Genomic DNA, 18405 nt, shown 5'->3' with positions numbered 1-18405 from the left:
ACACGCAGACAGACCCGCACCCCTCCACCACACCTCGCCTTGCTAAGCGGACCGGCGGTCCGTACTCTCATTCCACACGGACCGCCAGTCCGCTTTTGTTCTGGCGCCCCGTATCGAAACACCGTCATGACTGGACATCGCGCTTCGCATGACGAGTGGGATCGCCGTGTCTTCGAGCAGAACGGAAGCCTTGACCATGTCAGTGCCCATGGCGCCTGCGGAGCTGTACCACCACGGTCTGCGCCTGCTGTTGGAGAAGGACATCCCCGGCTGGATCGACCTGTGGGACGAGGAAGGAGTCATGGAGTTTCCCTTCGCGCCCCCGGGCTGGCCCCGGCGGCTGGAGGGCCGGCAGGCCGTCGCGGACTACATGCGCGACTACCCCGACCACATCGACCTGCACGGATTCCCCGAGGTGACGATCCACCAGACCACGGTCCCCGAGACGATCGTGGTGGAGATGCGCGGGGTCGGCCTCCTGGTGGCGACCGACAGTCCCTTCGACATGACGTACATCGCCGTGGTCACCGTCCACGACGGGCGCATCACCTCCTACCGCGACTACTGGAACCCGCTCGCCGTCCAACAGCCCGGCGTCGACTTCGTGGGAGCCGACCGATGAACTCCCCCGCCACCCTGGTAATCGGAGCCACCGGCACCACCGGCCGCCGTGTCACCACCCGTCTGACCGCGGAAGGCCACCGCGTCAGGGCCGCCAGCCGAGGCGCCACCCCGGTGGAGGGCGCCGAGGCCGTCCGCTTCGACTGGAACGAGCCCGCGACCTGGGGCGGGGCGCTGGACGGCGTCGACCGTGTCCACCTCGTCCCGCCGATCGGCTCCTCGGACCCGGCCGCGGTCATGCTGCCGTTCCTCCGCCGGGCCCACGACGCGGGCGTGCGCCGTGCGGTGCTGCTCAGCTCGTCGGCGATCCCCGCCGGCGGCCCGGCGGTGGGGCAGGTCCACGCGGCACTGCCCGGGCTGTTCGAGCAGTGGGCGGTGCTGCGGCCCTCCTGGTTCATGCAGAACTTCACCGGATCCATGCCGCATGCGCGCAGCATCCGCGACGAGGGCGCGATCATGTCGGCCTCGGGAGACGGCCGCGTCGGGTTCATCGACGCGGAGGACATCGCCGCCGTCGCCGTACGCGCCCTGACCGACCGGCGGGCCCCCAACACCGACTTGATCCTCACCGGGCCGCAGACGCTGAGTTACGACGACGTCGCCGCGATCATCACCGAGACCGCCGGCCGGACAGTGGTGCACCGGCGGCTGACCTTCGAGCAGCTGCGGGACCGGTGGGCGGCCGAGATACCGCTGGAGTTCGCCACCATGCTGGCCGCCATGGACCGCGCCATCGCCGAGGGCGCCGAGGACCGTACCTCGGACGCCGTTCAGCGCCTCACCGGCCGCGGCCCGGGCACCTTCCGCGCCTTCGCCGAGCGGGAGGTGAACCGAGAGCACTCATGAGCTTCGGCGAGGAGAAGAGAGAGGAAGAGGGCTGCGAAGCGCGTCCACCCGGCACGGACCACCGCTCGCGCGACCCCACCGAATATCATTCCCGAGGGCCGGGACCGGCCGAAGACCGAGGAGGACCCGTGGCCCAGCGCACCGAACGCGCCGACGCACTGCGCAACCGAGAAGCCGTGCTGGCCGCCGCGCATGCCCTCTTCGCCGCCAGCGACAGCCCCCACAGCGTGTCGATGGACGACATCGCCGCGGCGGCGGGCGTGGGCAAGGGCACCCTCTTCCGCCGCTTCGGCGACCGCGCCGGACTGATCGGCGCCGTCATCGCCTCCCGCCTCGAACCCGTGCAGCGAGCCGTACGGGAAGCGCAGGACGCGGCCGCCTCCTCGCCTCGGCAGCGGGTGCTCGACCTCCTCGACGCCTCGCTCCGCTTCAAGATCGAGAACCGGAACCTGATGTCGGCGGCGGAGGACGCCGGACTGGGCAGCCCCTACCGGGCCGAGCACTACGGCTGGTGGCACGGCATCCTTCGCGACACCCTGGACCAAGTGCCCGGCGTCCCCGCTGCCGAGTTCACCGCTCACGCCTTGCTGGCCGCGATCCGCGCCGACCTCGTGGCGCACCTGATCGACGGTCAGAAGATGACACCCGAAGCCCTGCGCTCCTCGCTCGCGGCCTACGTCGACACCGTGCTCGGCAACGGCTCCGAACCGTCCGGCACGCGCAAGGAGGCATGAGCAAACCTCTCACGACAGCTGACGGTCGCCTTCTGTTCCCTCGGTGTTCAACTCGCCGTGCCTGCCCGCGTCGTGTGGCGCCTCTATGGTCCTTGACGTCTCGAAAGAGAGGTGTCATGGACACACCGCTCGCGATCCGGGCTCGTGGGATCACCAAGTGTTTCGGCGACGTCGTGGCGCTCGACGGCGTCGACCTGGACGTGGCACGGGGCCAGATCCACGGTCTGGTCGGACCGAACGGGGCGGGCAAGACCACACTGTTAGGGCTCCTGTTGGGTCTGGCCGTCGCCGACAGCGGCCGCCTCGACATCCTCGGTACGCCGGTCGGGCGGGCACTCTCCGCCCCCGACGGTGTCGCCGGATTCGTGGACGGCCCCGGCCTCTACCCCTCGCTCTCCGCCCGGCGCAACCTCGCCGCACTGGCCGCGCTGCACGGCCGTGACGTACGGGCGGCGGGCATCGACGACGTACTCGACCAGGTCGGACTCACCGACGTCGCCGACGACCGGACCCGCGGTTTCTCCCTCGGTATGCGTCAGCGGCTCGGGCTGGCCGCCGCCCTGCTCACCGAGCCCCGGCTGCTCGTCCTCGACGAGCCCGCCAACGGACTCGACCCGGCAGGCAAGAGACACGTCCACGGTGTCCTCAGCCGGCTGGCGGCGGGCGGAACCAGCATCGTGCTCTCCAGCCACCGCATGGACGACCTCGAAGCGCTGTGCTCCGAGGTCACCATCCTCTCCACCGGACGGGTCGTCTTCTCCGGCCCGTTGGGCAAGCTGGCCGCCGAGAACCGCGAACTCGACTACCGGCTGCGCACCTCCGACCCGCGAGCCGCCCTCCGGCTGGCTGCCGATACAGACGGGATCCGTACCGGCGACACCGCCGATGCGGCACACGGAGTCGAGGCGGGGCAGGACGGCGCGGTGCTCGTGGTGCGCGCCCGGGTGCCCGCCGTCGACGAACTCGTGAGGCGGCTGGTGCTCGCGGGCATCGCGGTGCGCGAGCTCGCCCCCGTGGTGTCACCGCTGGAGGCCGCGTTCCTCGCCCTCACCGAGGTGCGGGAGGACGGCCGATGACCCTGACCGTCGCCGACCACCGCGCCTCCGCCGCCCGCACCGTCTCGGTGGCCCGTGCCTACCGCTTCGAACTGGTCAAACTCTTCTCCTCCTGGCGGGTACGCCTGCTGGTCCTCGCCTGCTGGATCGTTCCGGCGCTCTTCGTCGCCGCGGTGAGCCAGCAGAGTTCGCTCCCCGTCGACACGCTCTTCGGCCGCTGGATGCACGCCACCGGATGGGCCGGGCCGCTGGTGACGCTCGGCTTCTCGGGCGCCTGGGCGCTCCCCCTGCTCACCTCGGTGGTCGCCGGTGATGTGTTCGCCTCCGAGGACCGCCTCGGCACCTGGCGCCATCTGCTCGTGGCGGTACGGTCGCCCCGGCGGATCTTCACGGCGAAGGCACTGGCCAGCCTCACCGCGATCCTGCTGCTCGTGGTCGGCCTGGTCGCATCGAGCACGGTCGGCGGGATCGTGGCGGTCGGGAACCAGCCGCTCGTCGGCCTCGACGGCCATACGCTGGCCCCGTCGGACGCGGCCGGAAAGGTCCTGCTCGCCTGGGTCTGCGTGCTCGCCCCGACCCTGGCACTCGCCGCGATCGGGCTCCTCGGGTCGGTCGCGCTGGGGCGGTCCCCGATGGGGCTGCTGCTGCCCGTGCTCGTCGCGCTGGCGATGCAACTCGCCCAGATGCTGCCGCTGCCCGTCGCCGTACGCCTCGCCCTGCCCGGCTACGCCTTCCTCGCCTGGAACGGGCTGTTCACCGACCCGACGCAGCTCGGCCCGCTGCTGATCGGCATCGCGGTCGCCCTGGTGTGGGCCGTCACCGCGACCGCGCTGGCCTATCTGCTCTTCCTGCGGCGCGACTTCACCAACCTCAACGACGACGGCTCGGGGTGCCGTGCGGTCACCGCCGGAGTCCTGCCGCTCGCCGGGCTCCTCGCCGTGACGGTGGCGGTCGTCGCCACCGCGACCCCGGCCACGGGCTCCGGGATCGAGCAGGCAAAGGTGCAGCGCTCACTCGCCACGGCCTTCGCACACCTCTACCGCCTCCAGGCCGAGGAGCTCCACCGCCCCGCCGTCACTGAGGCGCAGCTCAGGGCCACGGCGGCGTGCACCAAGGGCAGCGTCGCGGTCGGCGCCCACGGGCCGGGCAACGACTGGCGCTGCGTCGTCTCCTGGCACCTCCCCGACGTCCAGGCCACCGGGACGGCCGTATACCAGCTCGACGTCGCCGCGGACGGGCGGTTCGTGGCCGACGGCGACGGACCCAAGGAAGTCAACGGCTACTTCCTTCTACGGGCCCCGACCGGGGACGCGCCCAACCCGCTCTGGCAGTTCGACGGCAACGTCGAACTGCTCGCCGCCACCCCGAAGGGATGACTCCATGCAGGTCACACGCCGCCGCCGGAGTGCCGAGGAGAGGCGCTTCGGCTCTGTCGTCAGGCATCTCGGCAGACGCCCCGGTCGGCGAACCTCCCTGGCAACGGCAGGCGTCGCCGCCGTCGCCCTCGCTCTCGCCGGCACCGCCTTCGCCCAGACCGACCAGTTCGGCACGGCCCAGGTGGGCCAGGTCACCCAGCAGGGCCAGGTCATCTCCAGCGACCAGTTCATCGCCCCGTTCGGTGCCCGCTTCGTCATCAACAACGGAAAGATCATGTCGTCCACGGTCAGCCCGGACGGCACCCACTACGCGGCCTCGCTCGCCGACGGGGGGCTGGCGCTGGACATCGTGAACCTGCGAAGGGGGAAGCTCCAGCAGCGCATCGGCAGCTCCGCCTCGGCCGACCTGCGCATCAGCGGCAACGACGTGGGCCAGGAAGGCCCGACGTACTCGCCCGACGGCAAGCAGCTGTGGCTGGGCCAGACCGACGGCTACACCAAGTTCACCGTCAACGCCGACGGCAGCCTCGCCACCCCCGTGGCCGTCAAGATCCCGGCGGACGGAGCCAAGCACGCGCTCGTGGGCGCGGCGGCGTTCTCGCCCGACAGCTCTACCGTGTACGCGGCGGTCAACGGCCAGAACCGGGTGGTCGCCATCAACGCGGCGACCGGGACAGTCCAGCAGAGCTGGGCCGTGGGCAACGCCCCGCGCGGCCTGGCCCTGGTCGGCTCCAAGCTGTACGTCAGCAACGAGGGCGGCCGCCCGGCGCGGCCCGGCGACACCACGGTCAACTCCTACAACACCCAGGTGCCCGCGGACCCGGTGACCGCGGCGACCACCACCGGCACGGTCAGCGTCATCGACGTGGCGAACCCGAGTGCCGCCGTCGCCAGCATCGACGTCGGTCTCCACCCGACCGCCGTGTACGCCAAGAAGGGCGCGGTGTTCGTCACCAACACCGCGACCAACGACGTCTCGGTCATCGACCCGACGAAGGACAGCGTCGTCCAGACGATCTCCACCAAGCCGTGGCCGGAGGCCTCCGTGGGCTACGAGCCCAACGCGGTGACCTTCTCCCGCGACGGCCGCCTGCTGGTGACGCTCGGCCGGGCCAACGCCGTCGCCGTCTACCGCTACACCACCCCGCAGGAGCCGGTCGGCTACGTCGGCCTGCTCCCCACGGACTACTTCCCCGCGGAGATCACCACCGTCGGCAACGAGGTGCTGGTCTCCAACACCCGTGGCATCGACGCCCGCCGCCCCACGAACAGCGCCGGACACGGCACCCATGACACGACATCGAGCCTGCAGCGGTTCCTCCTGCCCAAGGACAGCATCATCAAGGCCCAGACGGCCAAGGTCTTCGAGCAGAACGGCTGGACGCCCGGCTCGGTCACGCGCGGCCAGGGCAACGCGCAGCCGGTGCCCGTTCCCGTACGGCTCGGCGACCCGTCGACGATCAAGCACGTCTTCCTGATCGTCAAGGAGAACCGGACCTACGACCAGGTCTACGGGGACCTGCCGCAGGGCAACGGCGCCCCGGCGCTGGCCGAGTTCGGCGAGAACGTGACCCCCAACCAGCATGCACTGGCCAAGCAGTTCGGACTCTACGACAACACGTACGACATCGGTACGAACTCGGCCGAGGGGCACAACTGGCTGATGCAGGCCGACAACCCGGAGTACACCGAGTCCATGGCCGGTGAGTACGCCCGCAGCTACGACACCGAGAACGACGCCCTCGGCCACCAGCGAACCGGTTTCCTGTGGACCGGCGCCCAGGCGGCCGGACAGTCCGTACGGGACTTCGGCGAGTTCCAGGAGTTCCTGACCAAGCCGTCGGACGCGAGCTGGCAGAACCTGTACTGCGACACCAAGAACATGCGCTCGACCGGACAGGACACCGCCTACCCCCTGGTCTCCTCCTCGCCGATCCCCTCGCTCAACTCCGTGTCGGTGCACGGCTTCCCGAAGTTCGACACCAGCGTGCCGGACATCTACCGGTACGAGATCTGGAAGCGTGACTTCGAGAAGAACGGGCCGGCGAACCTGAACATGTTCTGGCTGTCCAGCGACCACACCGGCGGACCGCCGAACGCGGCCGCCCAGGTCGCCGACAACGACCTCGCCACCGGTCGGCTCGTCGACACGATCTCGCACAGCCCGTACTGGAAGGACTCCGCGATCTTCCTCGTCGAGGACGACTCCCAGGCCGGCCTCGACCACGTCGACGGCCACCGCGCCCCGATCCAGATCATCAGCCCATGGGCCCGACACGGCAGCGTCGACAGCCACTACTACTCGCAGATCACCATGATCCGCACCATCGAGCAGATCCTCGGGGTCCCTCCGATGAACCAGAAGGACAGCGCGGCCAGCCCGATGGCAGCGGCGTTCACCGCCACGCCGGACCTCACACCGTTCAGCGCACTGCCCAACCGCACCTCGCTGACGGCGGGTCTGCCGGTCCCACCCACCTGCGGCGAGGACGCCCCGGCGCCGCCCAATCCCCGGGCGGCGGCCGTCCCGTCGGCGAAGGTCCCGGCCGACAAGCAGAAGCTCGCGGCGGAGTGGGACGCCTGGAAGGCGAAGCAACGGCTGACCGGCCCCGACGCCAAGCCCGACTTCGCGAACCCCGCGCAGATGAACCACTTCACGTGGTACCAGACACACGAGTGGACCACGCCCTACCCGGGCGAGCACGAGATCTTCGCGCCGAAGGACGTGCCGGGCGCCTACATCCCGTCACCGGAGTCGGACGGCTGACAGCTGGCATTATTGGTTTGCTGTCGGCGAATCCGGTCGGGTAAGAAGCCTGCATGCTTACAGGCAGCAAGGTCGGGCTCAGGGCCCGGCACGAGGAAGACATCCCGATCCTGCGGACCGAGCTCTACGACGACGTGGTCAACTCCTCGCGCGCCGAGGCCGGGCCGTGGCGGCCGGTCGGGCCCAACTCGAAGGATCCACGGCTCGTGGTGGACGACAAGGAGCAGGGGCACGTCCCCTTCTCCGTGGTGGAGCTGGACGGCGGCACGCTGGTCGGCACCGCGACGCTGTGGGGCATCGACAACCACAACCGGCTCGCGCACATCGGCCTCGGACTGCTGCCGTCCTCCCGAGGCAAGGGCTACGGCACCGACGTGGTCGCCGTGCTCTGCCACTACGGCTTCGTCGTGCGCGGCCTGCAGCGGCTGCAGATCGAGACGCTGTCGGACAACACCGCGATGCTCCGCTCGGCCGAGCGCAACGGCTTCGTCCGCGAGGGCGTGCTGCGCTCCTCGGCGTGGGTGATGGGCGAGTTCCTGGACGAGGTGCTGCTCGGGCTCCTCGTCCAGGACTGGAAGCCGGACGTGCGGGGCTGAAGGGCTGGGGTCTGCCCGGGCCGGCCGCTGTCTAGGCTTTGCGGGCGAGCAGTTGGACCTCCTGGAACTGCCGTCGGTCGGTGGGCTCGGGCTGGCGAACCAGCCGGGCCACCTCGGCCAACCCGGCCGTGCGCAGCATCGCGGCGAGGTGATCGGGCGACCACCGATAGGCCGGCGCGACCGTGTGGTCGTAGACCTGCGTCGGGTGAGACGGGCCTTCGCTCGCCGAGAATCCGATCAGAAAGTGGCCGCCAGGGGCCAGTACGCGGTGGAACTCCGCCAGGATGGCGGGCAGTTCCTGCGGCGGAGTGTGGATGATGGACCAGCGCGAGAGGACGCCGTCCAGCACACCGTCGGCGAGGTCCAACGCGGCCATCGAACCCACGTCGTACGACAGTCCCGGATAGGCCTGGCGAGCCAACTCGATCATCGCGGGAGAGGCATCAACGCCGAACGCCGCCAGGCCCAACCCGTCCAGATGAGCGGTGATATGGCCAGGCCCACACCCCAGGTCCGCGACCCGGCCCTCCCCACTCGCACGTACGGCCTCGGCGAAGACACCCAAGATCGCACGGTCCAGGGGACGGTCACGCAGCGTGTCGCGGAACTGCTCCGCATAGGCGAGGGCGACGTCGTCGTAGGCGTCGCGGGTGGCACTGAGGGCATCGTGTTCGACCATGCCCACGACACTAGTTCCTGATCCCGAGTCCGCTCATCACGGTGACTCGCCGGAAGCCGTCACCGGCATGCACTCGGCCAACAGGCCGACGATGTCGCGCCAGGCTCGCTTCGCGTGCTCCGGGTGGTGGCCGACGCCGGAGCGGACGGCCTGGTCGACCGGCGGGTGGTGGAAGGCGTGCAGGGCCCCGCCGTAGACCACGAGGCGCCAGTCGACGCCCGCGGCCTGCATCTCGGCGGCGAAGGCGTCCCGTTGCTCGGCGGGCATGATCGGGTCCTCCGATCCGACCCCCGCCCACACGGGGCAACGGATGCGCGCCGCCTCGCCCGGTCGGCCCGTGGTCAGTGCGTTGACCGTGCCGATCGCTTGCAGGTCGACGCCGTCGCGCCCTAGTTCCAGCACGATCGCGCCCCCGGTGCCGTATCCGATGGCGGCGATCCGGTCGAGGTCGCTCCTCGGTTCGGCGCGCAGCACATCGAGTGCCGCGTGGCCGATGTCCCGCATCCGGTCGGGGTCGGCGAGCAGCGGAAGCGCGTGCGCCAGCATCTCCTCGGGGTCGGTGAACCAGCGCCCGCCGTTGATGTCGAAGGCCAGCGCCACATAGCCCAGTTCGGCGAGGGCGTCGGCCCGGCGGCGCTGGAAGTCGTTCAGGCCCGTCCCCTCGGGCCCGATCAGGACTGCGGGCCGCCGGTCGACACCGGCGGGGAGCGCGAGGTGCCCGATCATCGTGAGGCCGTCGGCGGGGTAGGTGACCGTGCGCGTGGTAACCGTCGTCATGGGACTCGACCGTAGTGATCGTCGAGCCCGGGCGGGCCGGTCTTCACCGTCGGCTGAACAGCGCGGGTACGGGCCCGTGGGCGGGCGCTGTGGAGGGGGGCTGGACTCAGTGCACCGGGAAGCCGAACGAGTAGCCCTGCTCCTTGAGTCGGGGCAGGATCCGCCGCAGGGCCTGGACGGTCTGCGTACGGTCACCGCCCGCGTCGTGGAAGAGGAGTGTCGGTCCGTTGTGCAGCTCGCGCTCGACGGTGGCGACGATGGCGTTCGTCCCCGGGCGCTCGAAGTCCTTGCTGTCCACGTTCCAGCCCAGCGGGCGCATGCCACGGGAAGCGGCGAGCTGGCGGCTGTAGGGGGTGAACGCCCCGCCGGGCGCCCGGTAGTACATCGGCCGTACGCCCCCGGACGCCTCGGTGATCATGCGTTCGGCGTCGAGTATCTGCTGCGACTGGTAGGACTGGGGCTTCTTGTCCATGGCGGTGTTGTGCGACACCGTGTGGTCGCACAACCGGTGCCCGTCCGCGACCACCTTCTTCACGAGGTCCGGGTGGGCCTGCGCCTGCGTCCCCACCATGCAGAACGTGGCCTTCACTCCGTACTCCCGCAGCAGGTCCAGTACTTGAGGGGTCCACCGGGGGTCGGGGCCGTCGTCGATGGTGATGTTGATGCCGCGCGCTCCCGCGTCCGAGGCGTGCTCGATGCTCGTATCGACCGGCTTGACGTCACTGCCCGGCTTGGCCGGCGCGGTCGCCTTGGGCGTCGAGTCGCCCTCGGTACCGGCCTGCGCGGTCCACACCGAGGCACCGGTGGCGAGCACCGTCACCCCGAGCGCCGCCCCGGCCACCTTGCCGTACCAACCCCGCCCGCCATGCCGTGCCATGTCCGCCCCTTTTCGCGCAGTCCCTCGCCGAATTCCCGGTCACCCTAGCGACCACCTGGCAGGACGAGTGACGGCGGCCGGGGGATGCCTCTGTTACGGATCACGGACAATTCCGGGAGAGTTCGCGGACACTTCTCCCCGAACGACGGACCATCAGGGCACAGCGACCTGCCCGAACACGCCGTCTTGCGTGTTCCCGCGTCCCTGAGTGCGGGGATGTCCTGGCGGCCGGGACGGAGCTTCCCGCAGGCTCGGGGGGTCCAGGCACCGCACCCACGGCTCTTGACCAAGCCGAACGGGCGGGCCGATCGGGGCACCGACATGAGGGGGAACCTTTCTTGACCACTCACCTTCGACAGGGCGCCGGCCCACGGATGATGCGCGCGCTGATGATGGCGCTGTGCGGCATCATCGGTGCCACCGCGCTCAGCACGACCCAGGCGGCGGCAGCCGACCAGCGTCAGGCGATCTACGCCATCGCGCACCGGGTCGACACCCTGGACGGTGTGGACGCCGCGCTCAAGCACGGCGCCAACGGCATCGAGATCGACGTCTGCGCCTGGTACAACCCGAACGAATGGCGCGCGTACCACGACTGCTCCTCGGCCGGAGAGAACCGGCGCGGCCCGAGCTTCGACAGCATGATCGACCGCATCCTCTCCCATGCCAACGCAGGGCGCCGACTGGCGCTGGTCTGGCTGGACATCAAGGACCCCAACTACTGCGGAGAAGCACCCAACCGCGCGTGCAGCGTCGCCGGACTGCGCGACAAGGCGCAGCGGCTGACGGCCGCCGGGATCCAGGTGCTCTACGGTTTCTACGAGTACCACGGCGGCAGCACCCCGGACGTCGGCGGCCGGGGCTGGCAGAGCCTGGAAGGCAAGCTCGGCCGTCTGGAGGGCATCACGACGACCGGCACCCGCGACCAGGTCATGGGCGCGTTCAACCGGTCCGGTTCCGGATTCCCGACCGGGCACCGGGCGATGGACTACGGCGACTCCGACATCACCAAGGGGTTCGGCAACTGCACGGAAGCCACCTGGAACACCTGCGCGGAGCTGAAGAAGGGCGCCCAGGACCGTGCCGCCGGACGGCTCGCGGCCACGCTGTCCTGGACGACCACCTACAACGACCCGTGGTACGTCGACAAACTGCTGGGCGACGCCCGTGTGGACGGCATCATCGCGGGCTACGGCGCCTTCACCGGAGTACGCGAGTACGACGACAGCTGGCAGTGCGCCAACGCCATCAACCTGGTCCGCGACTGGGTGAACCACCACGGCACCACCCACCGCATGGCCACCAGCAGCGACCGCCTCTTCAGGTAAGGGACTCCCCTGGGCCGGGCATCTGTCGCCCCGCGTCCCGTAGGCCGCCCTGGCTGTCGGCCGGGGCGGCTGTGCCGTCTTGAGGGATCCCGGCGTCGCCAGGAGGCCCTCAGCCCGCAGGGGACTTGGGTGACGAACTGCGGTGCGGGATGTGGTGTCGGCGTACCGTGCTGGGGGTGATGGATACGACCAGAGAAGACGAACTGCTGGCCGCCTTGCCCGCCCTTTCTCGCAGGTTCGGGTTGGGTGAGGTGCGCGACCAGCAGTCTCTCGCCCATGGTCTGATGAACCGGAACTGGCGGCTGGAGACGGCTGCCGGAACGTACGCGCTGAAGGAAGTCACTGACGTCCCTCTGCCAAAGGTCCGCAGGAACCTCGCAGTTCTGGTGGATCTGGCTCACGAGGGGATTCCGGTCCCGGCGCCGCTGCCCGCGGATGGTGGGGATCTCGTGGTGGAGGTCGGCGGGCACGGCTACTGCGTTCTGCCCTGGGTGGACGGGGAGCACGTGCAGGGGACGGACCTCTCGCTCGGCCAGGTTCGCGATCTCGGCGCGCTCCTGGCCCGCCTGCACGAGGGCCTGCGTCGGCACGGCCCCGGCCCGCTCCCGGAGTCGGCACCGGCGGCGAGCGTCCGTGACGTGGCCGAGGCCGACCAGGCAGCCGCCGCTCTCCTGATCCGTCTGCCCGCCGAGCCCGTGACCGACTTCGACAAGGCTGCCATCGAGGCCCTGCACGACCGGCGCGGCCTCCTTGCCCGGTCCGCCGTTGCCCGGCCGGAGGGAGAAGTGCCGGCTGGGCCCTACGGCTGGACGCACGGTGACTTCCAGTACCGCAATCTGCTGCGCCGGAACGGCCGGGTGGTGGCGGTCCTGGACTGGGACCGGCTCGGGGTCCGTCCGTACGGGGAGGAGCTCGCGCGGACCGCGCAGGTGCAGTTCGGGGTCGGTGGCGTCTTCGACCTCGACCGTATCGCTGCCTTCTGCTCCGGCTACCGGTCCGTGATCAACCTGTCGGAGGCGGACCTTGCCGACGCCGTGAAGCGGCTGTGGTGGAAGCGGGTGACCGACTTCTGGCAACTGGAGTTCCACCTCGACCGCCAGGACCCCGCCTTCGGCGAGATGTTCCTGACGGACGAGGCGCTGCTGCACTGGTGGACCGACCGCGCCGACGAGGTCCAGGCCGCCTTCGCGGTCCGCTAGTCGACGGGGTGGGACTACTTGGACGAGGACGAGCTGGCACAGCTTGAGAGGGGGGAATGGCACGGAGGGAGGCCGCCGACGAACAGCGGCAACCCGTGGTGAGTAGGGCGGTCACGGATACCCGGGAGCCCGATTCCGAACTCGGCTCCCAAACGGCTCCCAGGGCGACCCCGGAAACCGCTCAGGGGCCCGACCCGCGATGCGGATCAGGCCCCTGACCTGGTCTTACGAAGTCGAAGTGGCGGGATTTGAACCCACGACCTCTGCGTCCCGAAAAAGGTGTTTGCGGACGAAGGCGACCGCGGTTGGATGCACCGTGGCCACAAACGACCTGACGATACGTCCGATTTCCGGGCGCGAAGAGCTCGACCTCTTCTGCCAACTGCCCTACGTCCTCAACGAGGAGCTGGCGGACGACCTCGCCGACGGCCGTCGACGTCCGGAGTGGATGTGGGTCGCCCTGCGCGGTGACCGCCTGCTGGCCAGGGTGGCATGGTGGAGCCGGTCAGCCGGCGACGCGGGGCCACTCATGCTGGACGTCCTCGACATCGCGGACAGTACCTCGGGCTCCGATCCCGTGGACATCGGGGTGCGCCTTCTGAACACCGCGATGGCCGCCACCCTCCCGAGCGGATCGCGTCCCCCTGAGTACAGCCTGTTCGTCCCGGCGGACTGGCGCGAAGACGCGGCGGTCAGACGAGCCGTCGAGCACCGCATGACGGTACTGGAACGGACCGGCGCCCGGCTCTTCGTCGAGCGGCTGCGCCTGGAATGGCGTCCGGAATTCCCCCTCCCCGAGCCCAGCAAGCGCCTCGCCTTCCGGCCGGTCCACGACAGCGAGGAACTCGTGGCTCTGATGGGCTCGGCTATGGAGGGCACGTTGGACGCGCACGGCCGTGATGACCTGGCCCGGATGTCCGTACGCGAAGCGGCCATCCGGCACTACGAGGACGAGCTGGCGCAGTACACGAGTCCGCGGGACTGGTGGCGCATCGCCGCACTGCCCCACGGGGAGCCGGTGGGGTTCGTCATCCCGGCCCGCAACGACTACAACCCCATCATCGCCTACATCGCGGTCCTGCCCGCACACCGCGGCAACGGCTACATCGACGACCTCCTGGCCGAGGGCACCCGGGTCCTCGCCGAGCAGCACGTCCCCCGTATCCGCGCGTCCACCGACCTCGGCAACATCCCGATGGCGAACGCCTTCCTGCGCGCCGGATACAGCAACTTCGCGCGTGAGATCAACATGATCTGGAGCTGATCGAGCAGGATGAGTATGAGGCGTATTCAGCCATCCATTTCGTTGCGGGAAGCGGGATTTCGTGCCCTCTCCCATACGTCAGTACGGTCGGATTCATGGACTGGAATCTTCAGACGGCCGAACCACTCATGGCTGCCCTGCGCGCCGGTGACGTCACCTCGACGGAACTGACCGAAGCGGCGATCGCCCGTATCGAGCGGGACGACAAGGCGATCAACGCGATCTGCGTACCGGACTACGACCGTGCACGGACCGCCGCGCGCGAGGCTGACCAGGCGCGCGCCCGCGGTGAGGACCGGCCGCTGCTCGGCATCCCGGTGACGGTCAAGGAGTCCTACAACATCGCCGGGCTGACCACGAACTGGGGCATGCCGCAGCACCGGGACTTCCTGCCGGCCGAGGACGCGGTGCAGGTGTCGCGGCTCAAGGCCGCGGGCGCGGTGGTGCTCGGCAAGACCAACGTGCCCGTGGGCCTGCAGGACATCCAGAGCTTCAACGAGATCTACGGCACCACCAACAACCCCTGGGATCACCGTCGTACGTCGGGCGGATCCTCCGGCGGCTCGGCGGCCGCCCTGGCGTCCGGCTTCGGCGCGCTGTCCACCGGCTCCGACCTCGCTGGTTCGCTGCGCACCCCCGCCCACTTCTGCGGCATCTACGCACACAAGCCCACACTCGGACTCGCGCCGACCCGCGGCATGATCGCCCCGCCCGCCCCCGCCCTGCCGGTCGAACCCGACCTCGCCGTCGTCGGTCCCATGGCGCGCACGGCCCGCGACCTCACTCTCCTGCTCGACGTCATGGCGGGCCCGGACCCCCTGACACTCGGCATGGCGCACCACCTGGCGCTGCCGCCCGCGCGCCACGAGCGGCTGGGCGACTTCCGGGTCCTGGTCCTCGACGAGCATCCGCTCATTCCGACCGGGTCCGCCGTGCGGGCGGGGCTGACCAGGGTGGCCGACGCGCTGGCCGACAGCGGCGCCCGCGTCGAGCGGCACAGCCCGCTGCTGCCCGACCTGGCCGAAGCCGCCACGCTCTACGCCGAGTTGCTGTTCTCGAGCCAGACCGCACGGTTCCCCGTCGAGGCATACGAGGAGCTGCGCACCCGCGCCGCCGCGCTGAGCGCGGACGACCAGAGCCTCGACGCGGCGCGGCTGCGCGCCATGGTCTTCACCCACCACGACTGGATCGAGGCGAACGGCCGTCGCGAGCTCCACCGCCACGGCTGGCGGCAGTTCTTCGCCGAGTTCGACGCCGTGGTGTGTCCCATCACCCCCACCCCCGCGTTCCCGCACGACCACCACCCCGATCCCCGGCAGCGCCGGATCGACATCGACGGCGTCGACTACCCGTACTTCGACCAACTGGTCTGGGCCGGTGTGGCCACCATGCCCGGCCTGCCCGCCACCGCCATACCCACGGGCCTGTCCCCCGAGGGTCTGCCGGTGGGAGTGCAGCTCATCGGCCCGATGTACGAGGACCGCACCCCGCTGCGGCTGGCCGAACTGCTCGAAGAGAAGATCGGCGGGTTCCAGGCACCCCGGTAGGGCGTCCGCCGTGGACGGGGTACGGGCCACGACGAGACCCTTTTGAAGGCGTGCAGTCTCTGCCCGCGCAGACAGGCCGGGCTCACCCCGTCCCCTGGAGCAGTGCCCGCCCCAGCGGGGTCAGCCGGTGGCGGACCGCCGGGCCCGCGCGCTCCGTGGTGATCAGGCCCGCCGCCCGCAGCACCGCGGCGTGGTGGCTGGCGGTGGCGGGGGACGTGGCGGTGCGCCGGGCCAGTTCGGTCGTACTGGCCGGGGTCGCCGCCGCGTGCAGGGCGCGCGCCCGGGTCGCGCCGAGCAGGGCGTGCAGCGCGCCGTCCGGGGCCGGTCCGGCGGCGGCCGCCCACACGGCCTGGTACGCGGCGAGGTCGCGGGCGATCGGATAGTGCAGGACCAGCGGCCGGTCCGGGTCGGCGTTGTCCGCCAGCACCAGGGGATCCGGCCAGAAGAACGTCGGGACGAGCAGCAGGCCCCGGCCGTCGAGCAGCAGGTCCAGGTCGGCATGGCACGGCACGTGGAGCTGCGGCGCGGCCCAGGTGATCTCGGGGTGCAGGGTGGCCAGGAGTTCGCCGGTCCCGGCGTCGGCGGCGAGCAGGGCGCGCCGGGTGCGGTCGGTGTGGGCGGCGCCGACGAGTTGGGCCCAGTAAGGGGCCACCGCCAGGTCGTGGTAGGCGTGCAGGGCGCGGTGGACGAGGTCGCCCCACTCCCCCTCGCCCCGGTGCAGCGCGTGGATCCAGCGGGCGGTGCGCGGCCGCAGCCACTGGGTGGCGCGGTGGTCGGCCGCCCACTGCCGGCGCGGCAGCGACCAGGTGTGGTCCAGACTCTCCGCGAGGGTGGCGGCGGCCGCGTGGAGGAACGCCTCCGGCACGTACTCGCCCGCCCCGCCCGGCGCCAGGTCGAACAGCGGCCGCATCTCCGGCCCCAGGCCCTTGCGGGTGCGCTCGCGCCAGCCGGCCAGCGCGATGCCGCCGAACTCCCGGCGCTGCACGACGGGCAGGCTCAGGATCGTCTCGGCGAGGGGGTCGGGAGAGCGGGCCATGCGCACCCGGGTCAGGTCGTCGGGGGTGAAGTGGATACGCAGCACCGTCGCCTCTCCAGGAGTCGGATGTGCGCTCGACGGTAGCCCGGCCGCCGCACGCCACGGCCCGACGCCGGGTATCTGGCCGGAAGACGGTCGGAGCAACCGGTCCGCTGTCCGGATTCGAGACGTATCGAAAGGCTTTGAGCGCCACCTCGGGCCGTCCCGACACTGAAGCGGCCGGGTCGGGGTGCCGCCGCACGCGCACGGGGGAAGGCACCCCGTCCCCGGCGCTGTCTCCCGGCCGCACGACCACGACTTGAGGAGCACACCTCGGCATGAGACCTCTGAGACCTTCGCGTCCCCGCACCTGGCAGGCGGGCATCCTCGCGAGCGCCGCCCTGACCGCCACCGCCCTCCTCGCCGCTCCCGCGCACGCCGATCCGCAGCCGCCCGCCTCCAGCAGCTGCAGCCCCGCCGTCGACACCGTCTACTACGACGTCACCGCCCAGGTCACCCCGGTCGTCACGGACTTCCTCGCCGTCAACATCACCTCGGGCACCACCGGGCAGCGCACCGAGTCACTGACGCAGGTCGACTCGGTGTCCACCACGGTCAACCAGAGCCAGCAGATCTCCGCGTCGTTCGGCGGCCTCTTCGCCCGGGTGAAGATGAAGGTCGGCTTCTCGGTATCCACCTCCACCTCGTCGACGACGAGCACCACGGTCACCAACACCTGGAGCTTCAACCAGCCGGGCTACTACGGCCTCTACCGGGGCACCCGGCGCGTCGACGGCCAGTACGTGAAGTACGTCTGCGCCCAGACCGGCTCCACCACCGGCATCTGGGTCAACGCGGTCAAGGGCGGGGTGGGCACGTACACCACGTACGAGAACCCGGAGATCGGCACGGTCGTGCGCAACTGCGTGCCGGAGCCCGCGGGGACGGTGCGCAGGGTCGCCCAGGACCGGCTCGGCATGTGCTGACGGCCGCCCGGCACCCGACCACCACCGCCTTCGACCAAGGAGCAACGACCGTGAAGAGAGCCCTTCGTACCGCCGCCGTCCGGCGCATACGTCTGCTCGCCACCCTGCTCGCCGCCTGCGGGGCACTGCTGCTGACCGCCGTCCCGGCCTCGGCGTCCCCGGATCCCACCCGCGACGGATGGATCTGCGATCCGGGCTGGTACCGCATCAACACGTCCAACAACATGGTCTTCGACATCTCGCAGGGGCCTGACGCGAAGGGCTCGGTGCTCCAGTACCAGTACGTGGGCGTCGCCAACCAGAAGTGGCGGGTGTGCCACTGGCCCGGTGACACCTCGACCACCGACTACATCTTCAAGAGCCAGAAGAACGGCGCCTGTCTGACGCTGTGGGACGTCCAGGACGGCAACTGGGTCACCGAGGGCGACTGCAACGGATACATCTACGGCAACCAGAAGTTCTGGCTCAACCGCATCCCGGGCACCGACAAGTTCACCATGCAGGTCCAGAGCTCCGGCGCGTGGCTGTCGGTGGAGGCGGGCCGCTACGACATCTCGCGCTCCCACATCGTCCAGTACGCCGACCGGGCCGGGGCCTTCTCCCTCACCGCGGCCTGATCTTTCCACCCCACCCGCACCACGACGGCCGCCTCGGTGAGGCGGCCGTTCCGCCTGCGGGGACCCGCCGAGCGCGCCCAACCACTGCGGCTCGCTCCGGTCCGCTCCCTACGATGTCCGG

At 70.5% G+C, this 18405-nt stretch carries 17 protein-coding genes; 13 read left to right on the top strand and 4 right to left on the bottom strand.

Annotated elements, in window-relative coordinates; genetic code table 11:
• The first annotated feature begins 196 nt into the window (after positions 1 to 196).
• From IE252_RS16990 to IE252_RS16960, 7 genes are all read left to right on the top strand, one after another.
• Positions 197 to 622, top strand: coding sequence for a nuclear transport factor 2 family protein (locus IE252_RS16990; protein WP_190090261.1), 426 nt, complete (start codon positions 197 to 199; stop codon positions 620 to 622).
• Positions 619 to 1467, top strand: coding sequence for an NmrA family NAD(P)-binding protein (locus IE252_RS16985; protein ID WP_190090260.1), 849 nt, complete (start codon positions 619 to 621; stop codon positions 1465 to 1467). Before IE252_RS16990 ends, IE252_RS16985 begins: the two co-directional genes overlap by 4 nt.
• A 128-nt stretch (positions 1468 to 1595) precedes the next feature.
• Positions 1596 to 2201, top strand: a complete 606-nt coding sequence (locus IE252_RS16980; protein WP_190090259.1) for a TetR/AcrR family transcriptional regulator — start codon at positions 1596 to 1598, stop codon at positions 2199 to 2201.
• Positions 2202 to 2317: 116 nt separating this feature from the next.
• Entirely contained in the window at positions 2318 to 3277 is a 960-nt protein-coding gene (locus tag IE252_RS16975; protein WP_190090258.1) for an ABC transporter ATP-binding protein, read from the top strand.
• Positions 3274 to 4632, top strand: coding sequence for an ABC transporter permease (locus IE252_RS16970; protein WP_190090257.1), 1359 nt, complete (start codon positions 3274 to 3276; stop codon positions 4630 to 4632). The genes IE252_RS16975 and IE252_RS16970 overlap by 4 nt, the downstream gene beginning before the upstream one ends.
• Before the next feature lie 4 nt (positions 4633 to 4636).
• Positions 4637 to 7399, top strand: coding sequence for a bifunctional YncE family protein/alkaline phosphatase family protein (locus IE252_RS16965; protein ID WP_190090256.1), 2763 nt, complete (start codon positions 4637 to 4639; stop codon positions 7397 to 7399).
• 53 nt (positions 7400 to 7452) lie between these two features.
• Positions 7453 to 7995: a GNAT family N-acetyltransferase gene (locus IE252_RS16960; protein ID WP_190090255.1), complete on the top strand. Its 543-nt coding sequence runs from the start codon at positions 7453 to 7455 to the stop codon at positions 7993 to 7995.
• A 31-nt stretch (positions 7996 to 8026) separates the two neighbouring features.
• On the opposite strand, the gene IE252_RS16955 is transcribed toward IE252_RS16960, so the two are convergent.
• The 3 genes from IE252_RS16955 to IE252_RS16945 all read right to left on the bottom strand — a co-directional run bounded on the left by IE252_RS16955 (position 8027) and on the right by IE252_RS16945 (position 10328).
• Entirely contained in the window at positions 8027 to 8674 is a 648-nt protein-coding gene (locus IE252_RS16955) for a class I SAM-dependent methyltransferase (protein WP_190090254.1), read from the bottom strand.
• Positions 8675 to 8710: 36 nt separating this feature from the next.
• Entirely contained in the window at positions 8711 to 9451 is a 741-nt protein-coding gene (locus IE252_RS16950) for a dienelactone hydrolase family protein (RefSeq protein WP_190090253.1), read from the bottom strand.
• A 106-nt stretch (positions 9452 to 9557) separates the two neighbouring features.
• A complete protein-coding gene (locus IE252_RS16945) occupies positions 9558 to 10328 on the bottom strand; it encodes a polysaccharide deacetylase family protein (RefSeq protein ID WP_190090252.1) in 771 nt (256 codons plus the stop codon).
• Between the two features lie 338 nt (positions 10329 to 10666).
• On the opposite strand from IE252_RS16945, the gene IE252_RS16940 reads away from it, so the two are divergent.
• The 4 genes from IE252_RS16940 to IE252_RS16925 all read left to right on the top strand — a co-directional run bounded on the left by IE252_RS16940 (position 10667) and on the right by IE252_RS16925 (position 15666).
• Complete coding sequence (locus IE252_RS16940; RefSeq protein ID WP_229848464.1) at positions 10667 to 11656, top strand: PI-PLC domain-containing protein; 990 nt, start codon at positions 10667 to 10669, stop codon at positions 11654 to 11656.
• Positions 11657 to 11835: 179 nt separating this feature from the next.
• The gene (locus IE252_RS16935; RefSeq protein WP_190090251.1) at positions 11836 to 12855 is read left to right on the top strand and encodes a phosphotransferase; all 1020 of its coding nucleotides are present in this window, start codon (positions 11836 to 11838) and stop codon (positions 12853 to 12855) included.
• Between the two features lie 316 nt (positions 12856 to 13171).
• Positions 13172 to 14119 (top strand): GNAT family N-acetyltransferase, encoded by a 948-nt coding sequence (locus IE252_RS16930; protein ID WP_229848463.1) that lies wholly within the window; start codon positions 13172 to 13174, stop codon positions 14117 to 14119.
• Between the two features lie 95 nt (positions 14120 to 14214).
• Entirely contained in the window at positions 14215 to 15666 is a 1452-nt protein-coding gene (locus IE252_RS16925; RefSeq protein WP_190090249.1) for an amidase, read from the top strand.
• An 82-nt stretch (positions 15667 to 15748) separates the two neighbouring features.
• On the opposite strand, the gene IE252_RS16920 is transcribed toward IE252_RS16925, so the two are convergent.
• Complete coding sequence (locus IE252_RS16920) at positions 15749 to 16747, bottom strand: ArsR/SmtB family transcription factor (protein ID WP_190090248.1); 999 nt, start codon at positions 16745 to 16747, stop codon at positions 15749 to 15751.
• 272 nt (positions 16748 to 17019) lie between these two features.
• Between IE252_RS16920 and IE252_RS16915 the strand changes: the two genes are divergently transcribed.
• Together IE252_RS16915 and IE252_RS16910 are read left to right on the top strand one after the other, a co-directional pair.
• A complete protein-coding gene (locus IE252_RS16915; protein ID WP_190090247.1) occupies positions 17020 to 17667 on the top strand; it encodes a hypothetical protein in 648 nt (215 codons plus the stop codon).
• Between the two features lie 50 nt (positions 17668 to 17717).
• A complete protein-coding gene (locus IE252_RS16910; RefSeq protein WP_190090246.1) occupies positions 17718 to 18284 on the top strand; it encodes an RICIN domain-containing protein in 567 nt (188 codons plus the stop codon).
• The last annotated feature ends 121 nt before the right edge of the window (positions 18285 to 18405 follow it).

Source organism: Streptomyces melanogenes, from assembly GCF_014649795.1.
GTDB lineage: Bacteria > Actinomycetota > Actinomycetes > Streptomycetales > Streptomycetaceae > Streptomyces > Streptomyces noboritoensis.
This window is presented reverse-complemented; position numbering and strand designations above follow the sequence as displayed.

Bases quoted from the DNA above. Each gene is read 5' to 3' on its own strand.
- IE252_RS16990 (WP_190090261.1), top strand. From the start codon at position 197: ATGTCAGTGCCCATGGCGCCTGCGGAGCTGTACCACCACGGTCTGCGC.
- IE252_RS16985 (WP_190090260.1), top strand. From the start codon at position 619: ATGAACTCCCCCGCCACCCTGGTAATCGGAGCCACCGGCACCACCGGC.
- IE252_RS16975 (WP_190090258.1), top strand. From the start codon at position 2,318: ATGGACACACCGCTCGCGATCCGGGCTCGTGGGATCACCAAGTGTTTC.
- IE252_RS16970 (WP_190090257.1), top strand. From the start codon at position 3,274: ATGACCCTGACCGTCGCCGACCACCGCGCCTCCGCCGCCCGCACCGTC.
- IE252_RS16965 (WP_190090256.1), top strand. From the start codon at position 4,637: ATGCAGGTCACACGCCGCCGCCGGAGTGCCGAGGAGAGGCGCTTCGGC.
- IE252_RS16960 (WP_190090255.1), top strand. From the start codon at position 7,453: ATGCTTACAGGCAGCAAGGTCGGGCTCAGGGCCCGGCACGAGGAAGAC.
- IE252_RS16955 (WP_190090254.1), bottom strand. From the start codon at position 8,674: ATGGTCGAACACGATGCCCTCAGTGCCACCCGCGACGCCTACGACGAC.
- IE252_RS16950 (WP_190090253.1), bottom strand. From the start codon at position 9,451: ATGACGACGGTTACCACGCGCACGGTCACCTACCCCGCCGACGGCCTC.
- IE252_RS16945 (WP_190090252.1), bottom strand. From the start codon at position 10,328: ATGGCACGGCATGGCGGGCGGGGTTGGTACGGCAAGGTGGCCGGGGCG.
- IE252_RS16935 (WP_190090251.1), top strand. From the start codon at position 11,836: ATGGATACGACCAGAGAAGACGAACTGCTGGCCGCCTTGCCCGCCCTT.
- IE252_RS16925 (WP_190090249.1), top strand. From the start codon at position 14,215: ATGGACTGGAATCTTCAGACGGCCGAACCACTCATGGCTGCCCTGCGC.
- IE252_RS16915 (WP_190090247.1), top strand. From the start codon at position 17,020: ATGAGACCTCTGAGACCTTCGCGTCCCCGCACCTGGCAGGCGGGCATC.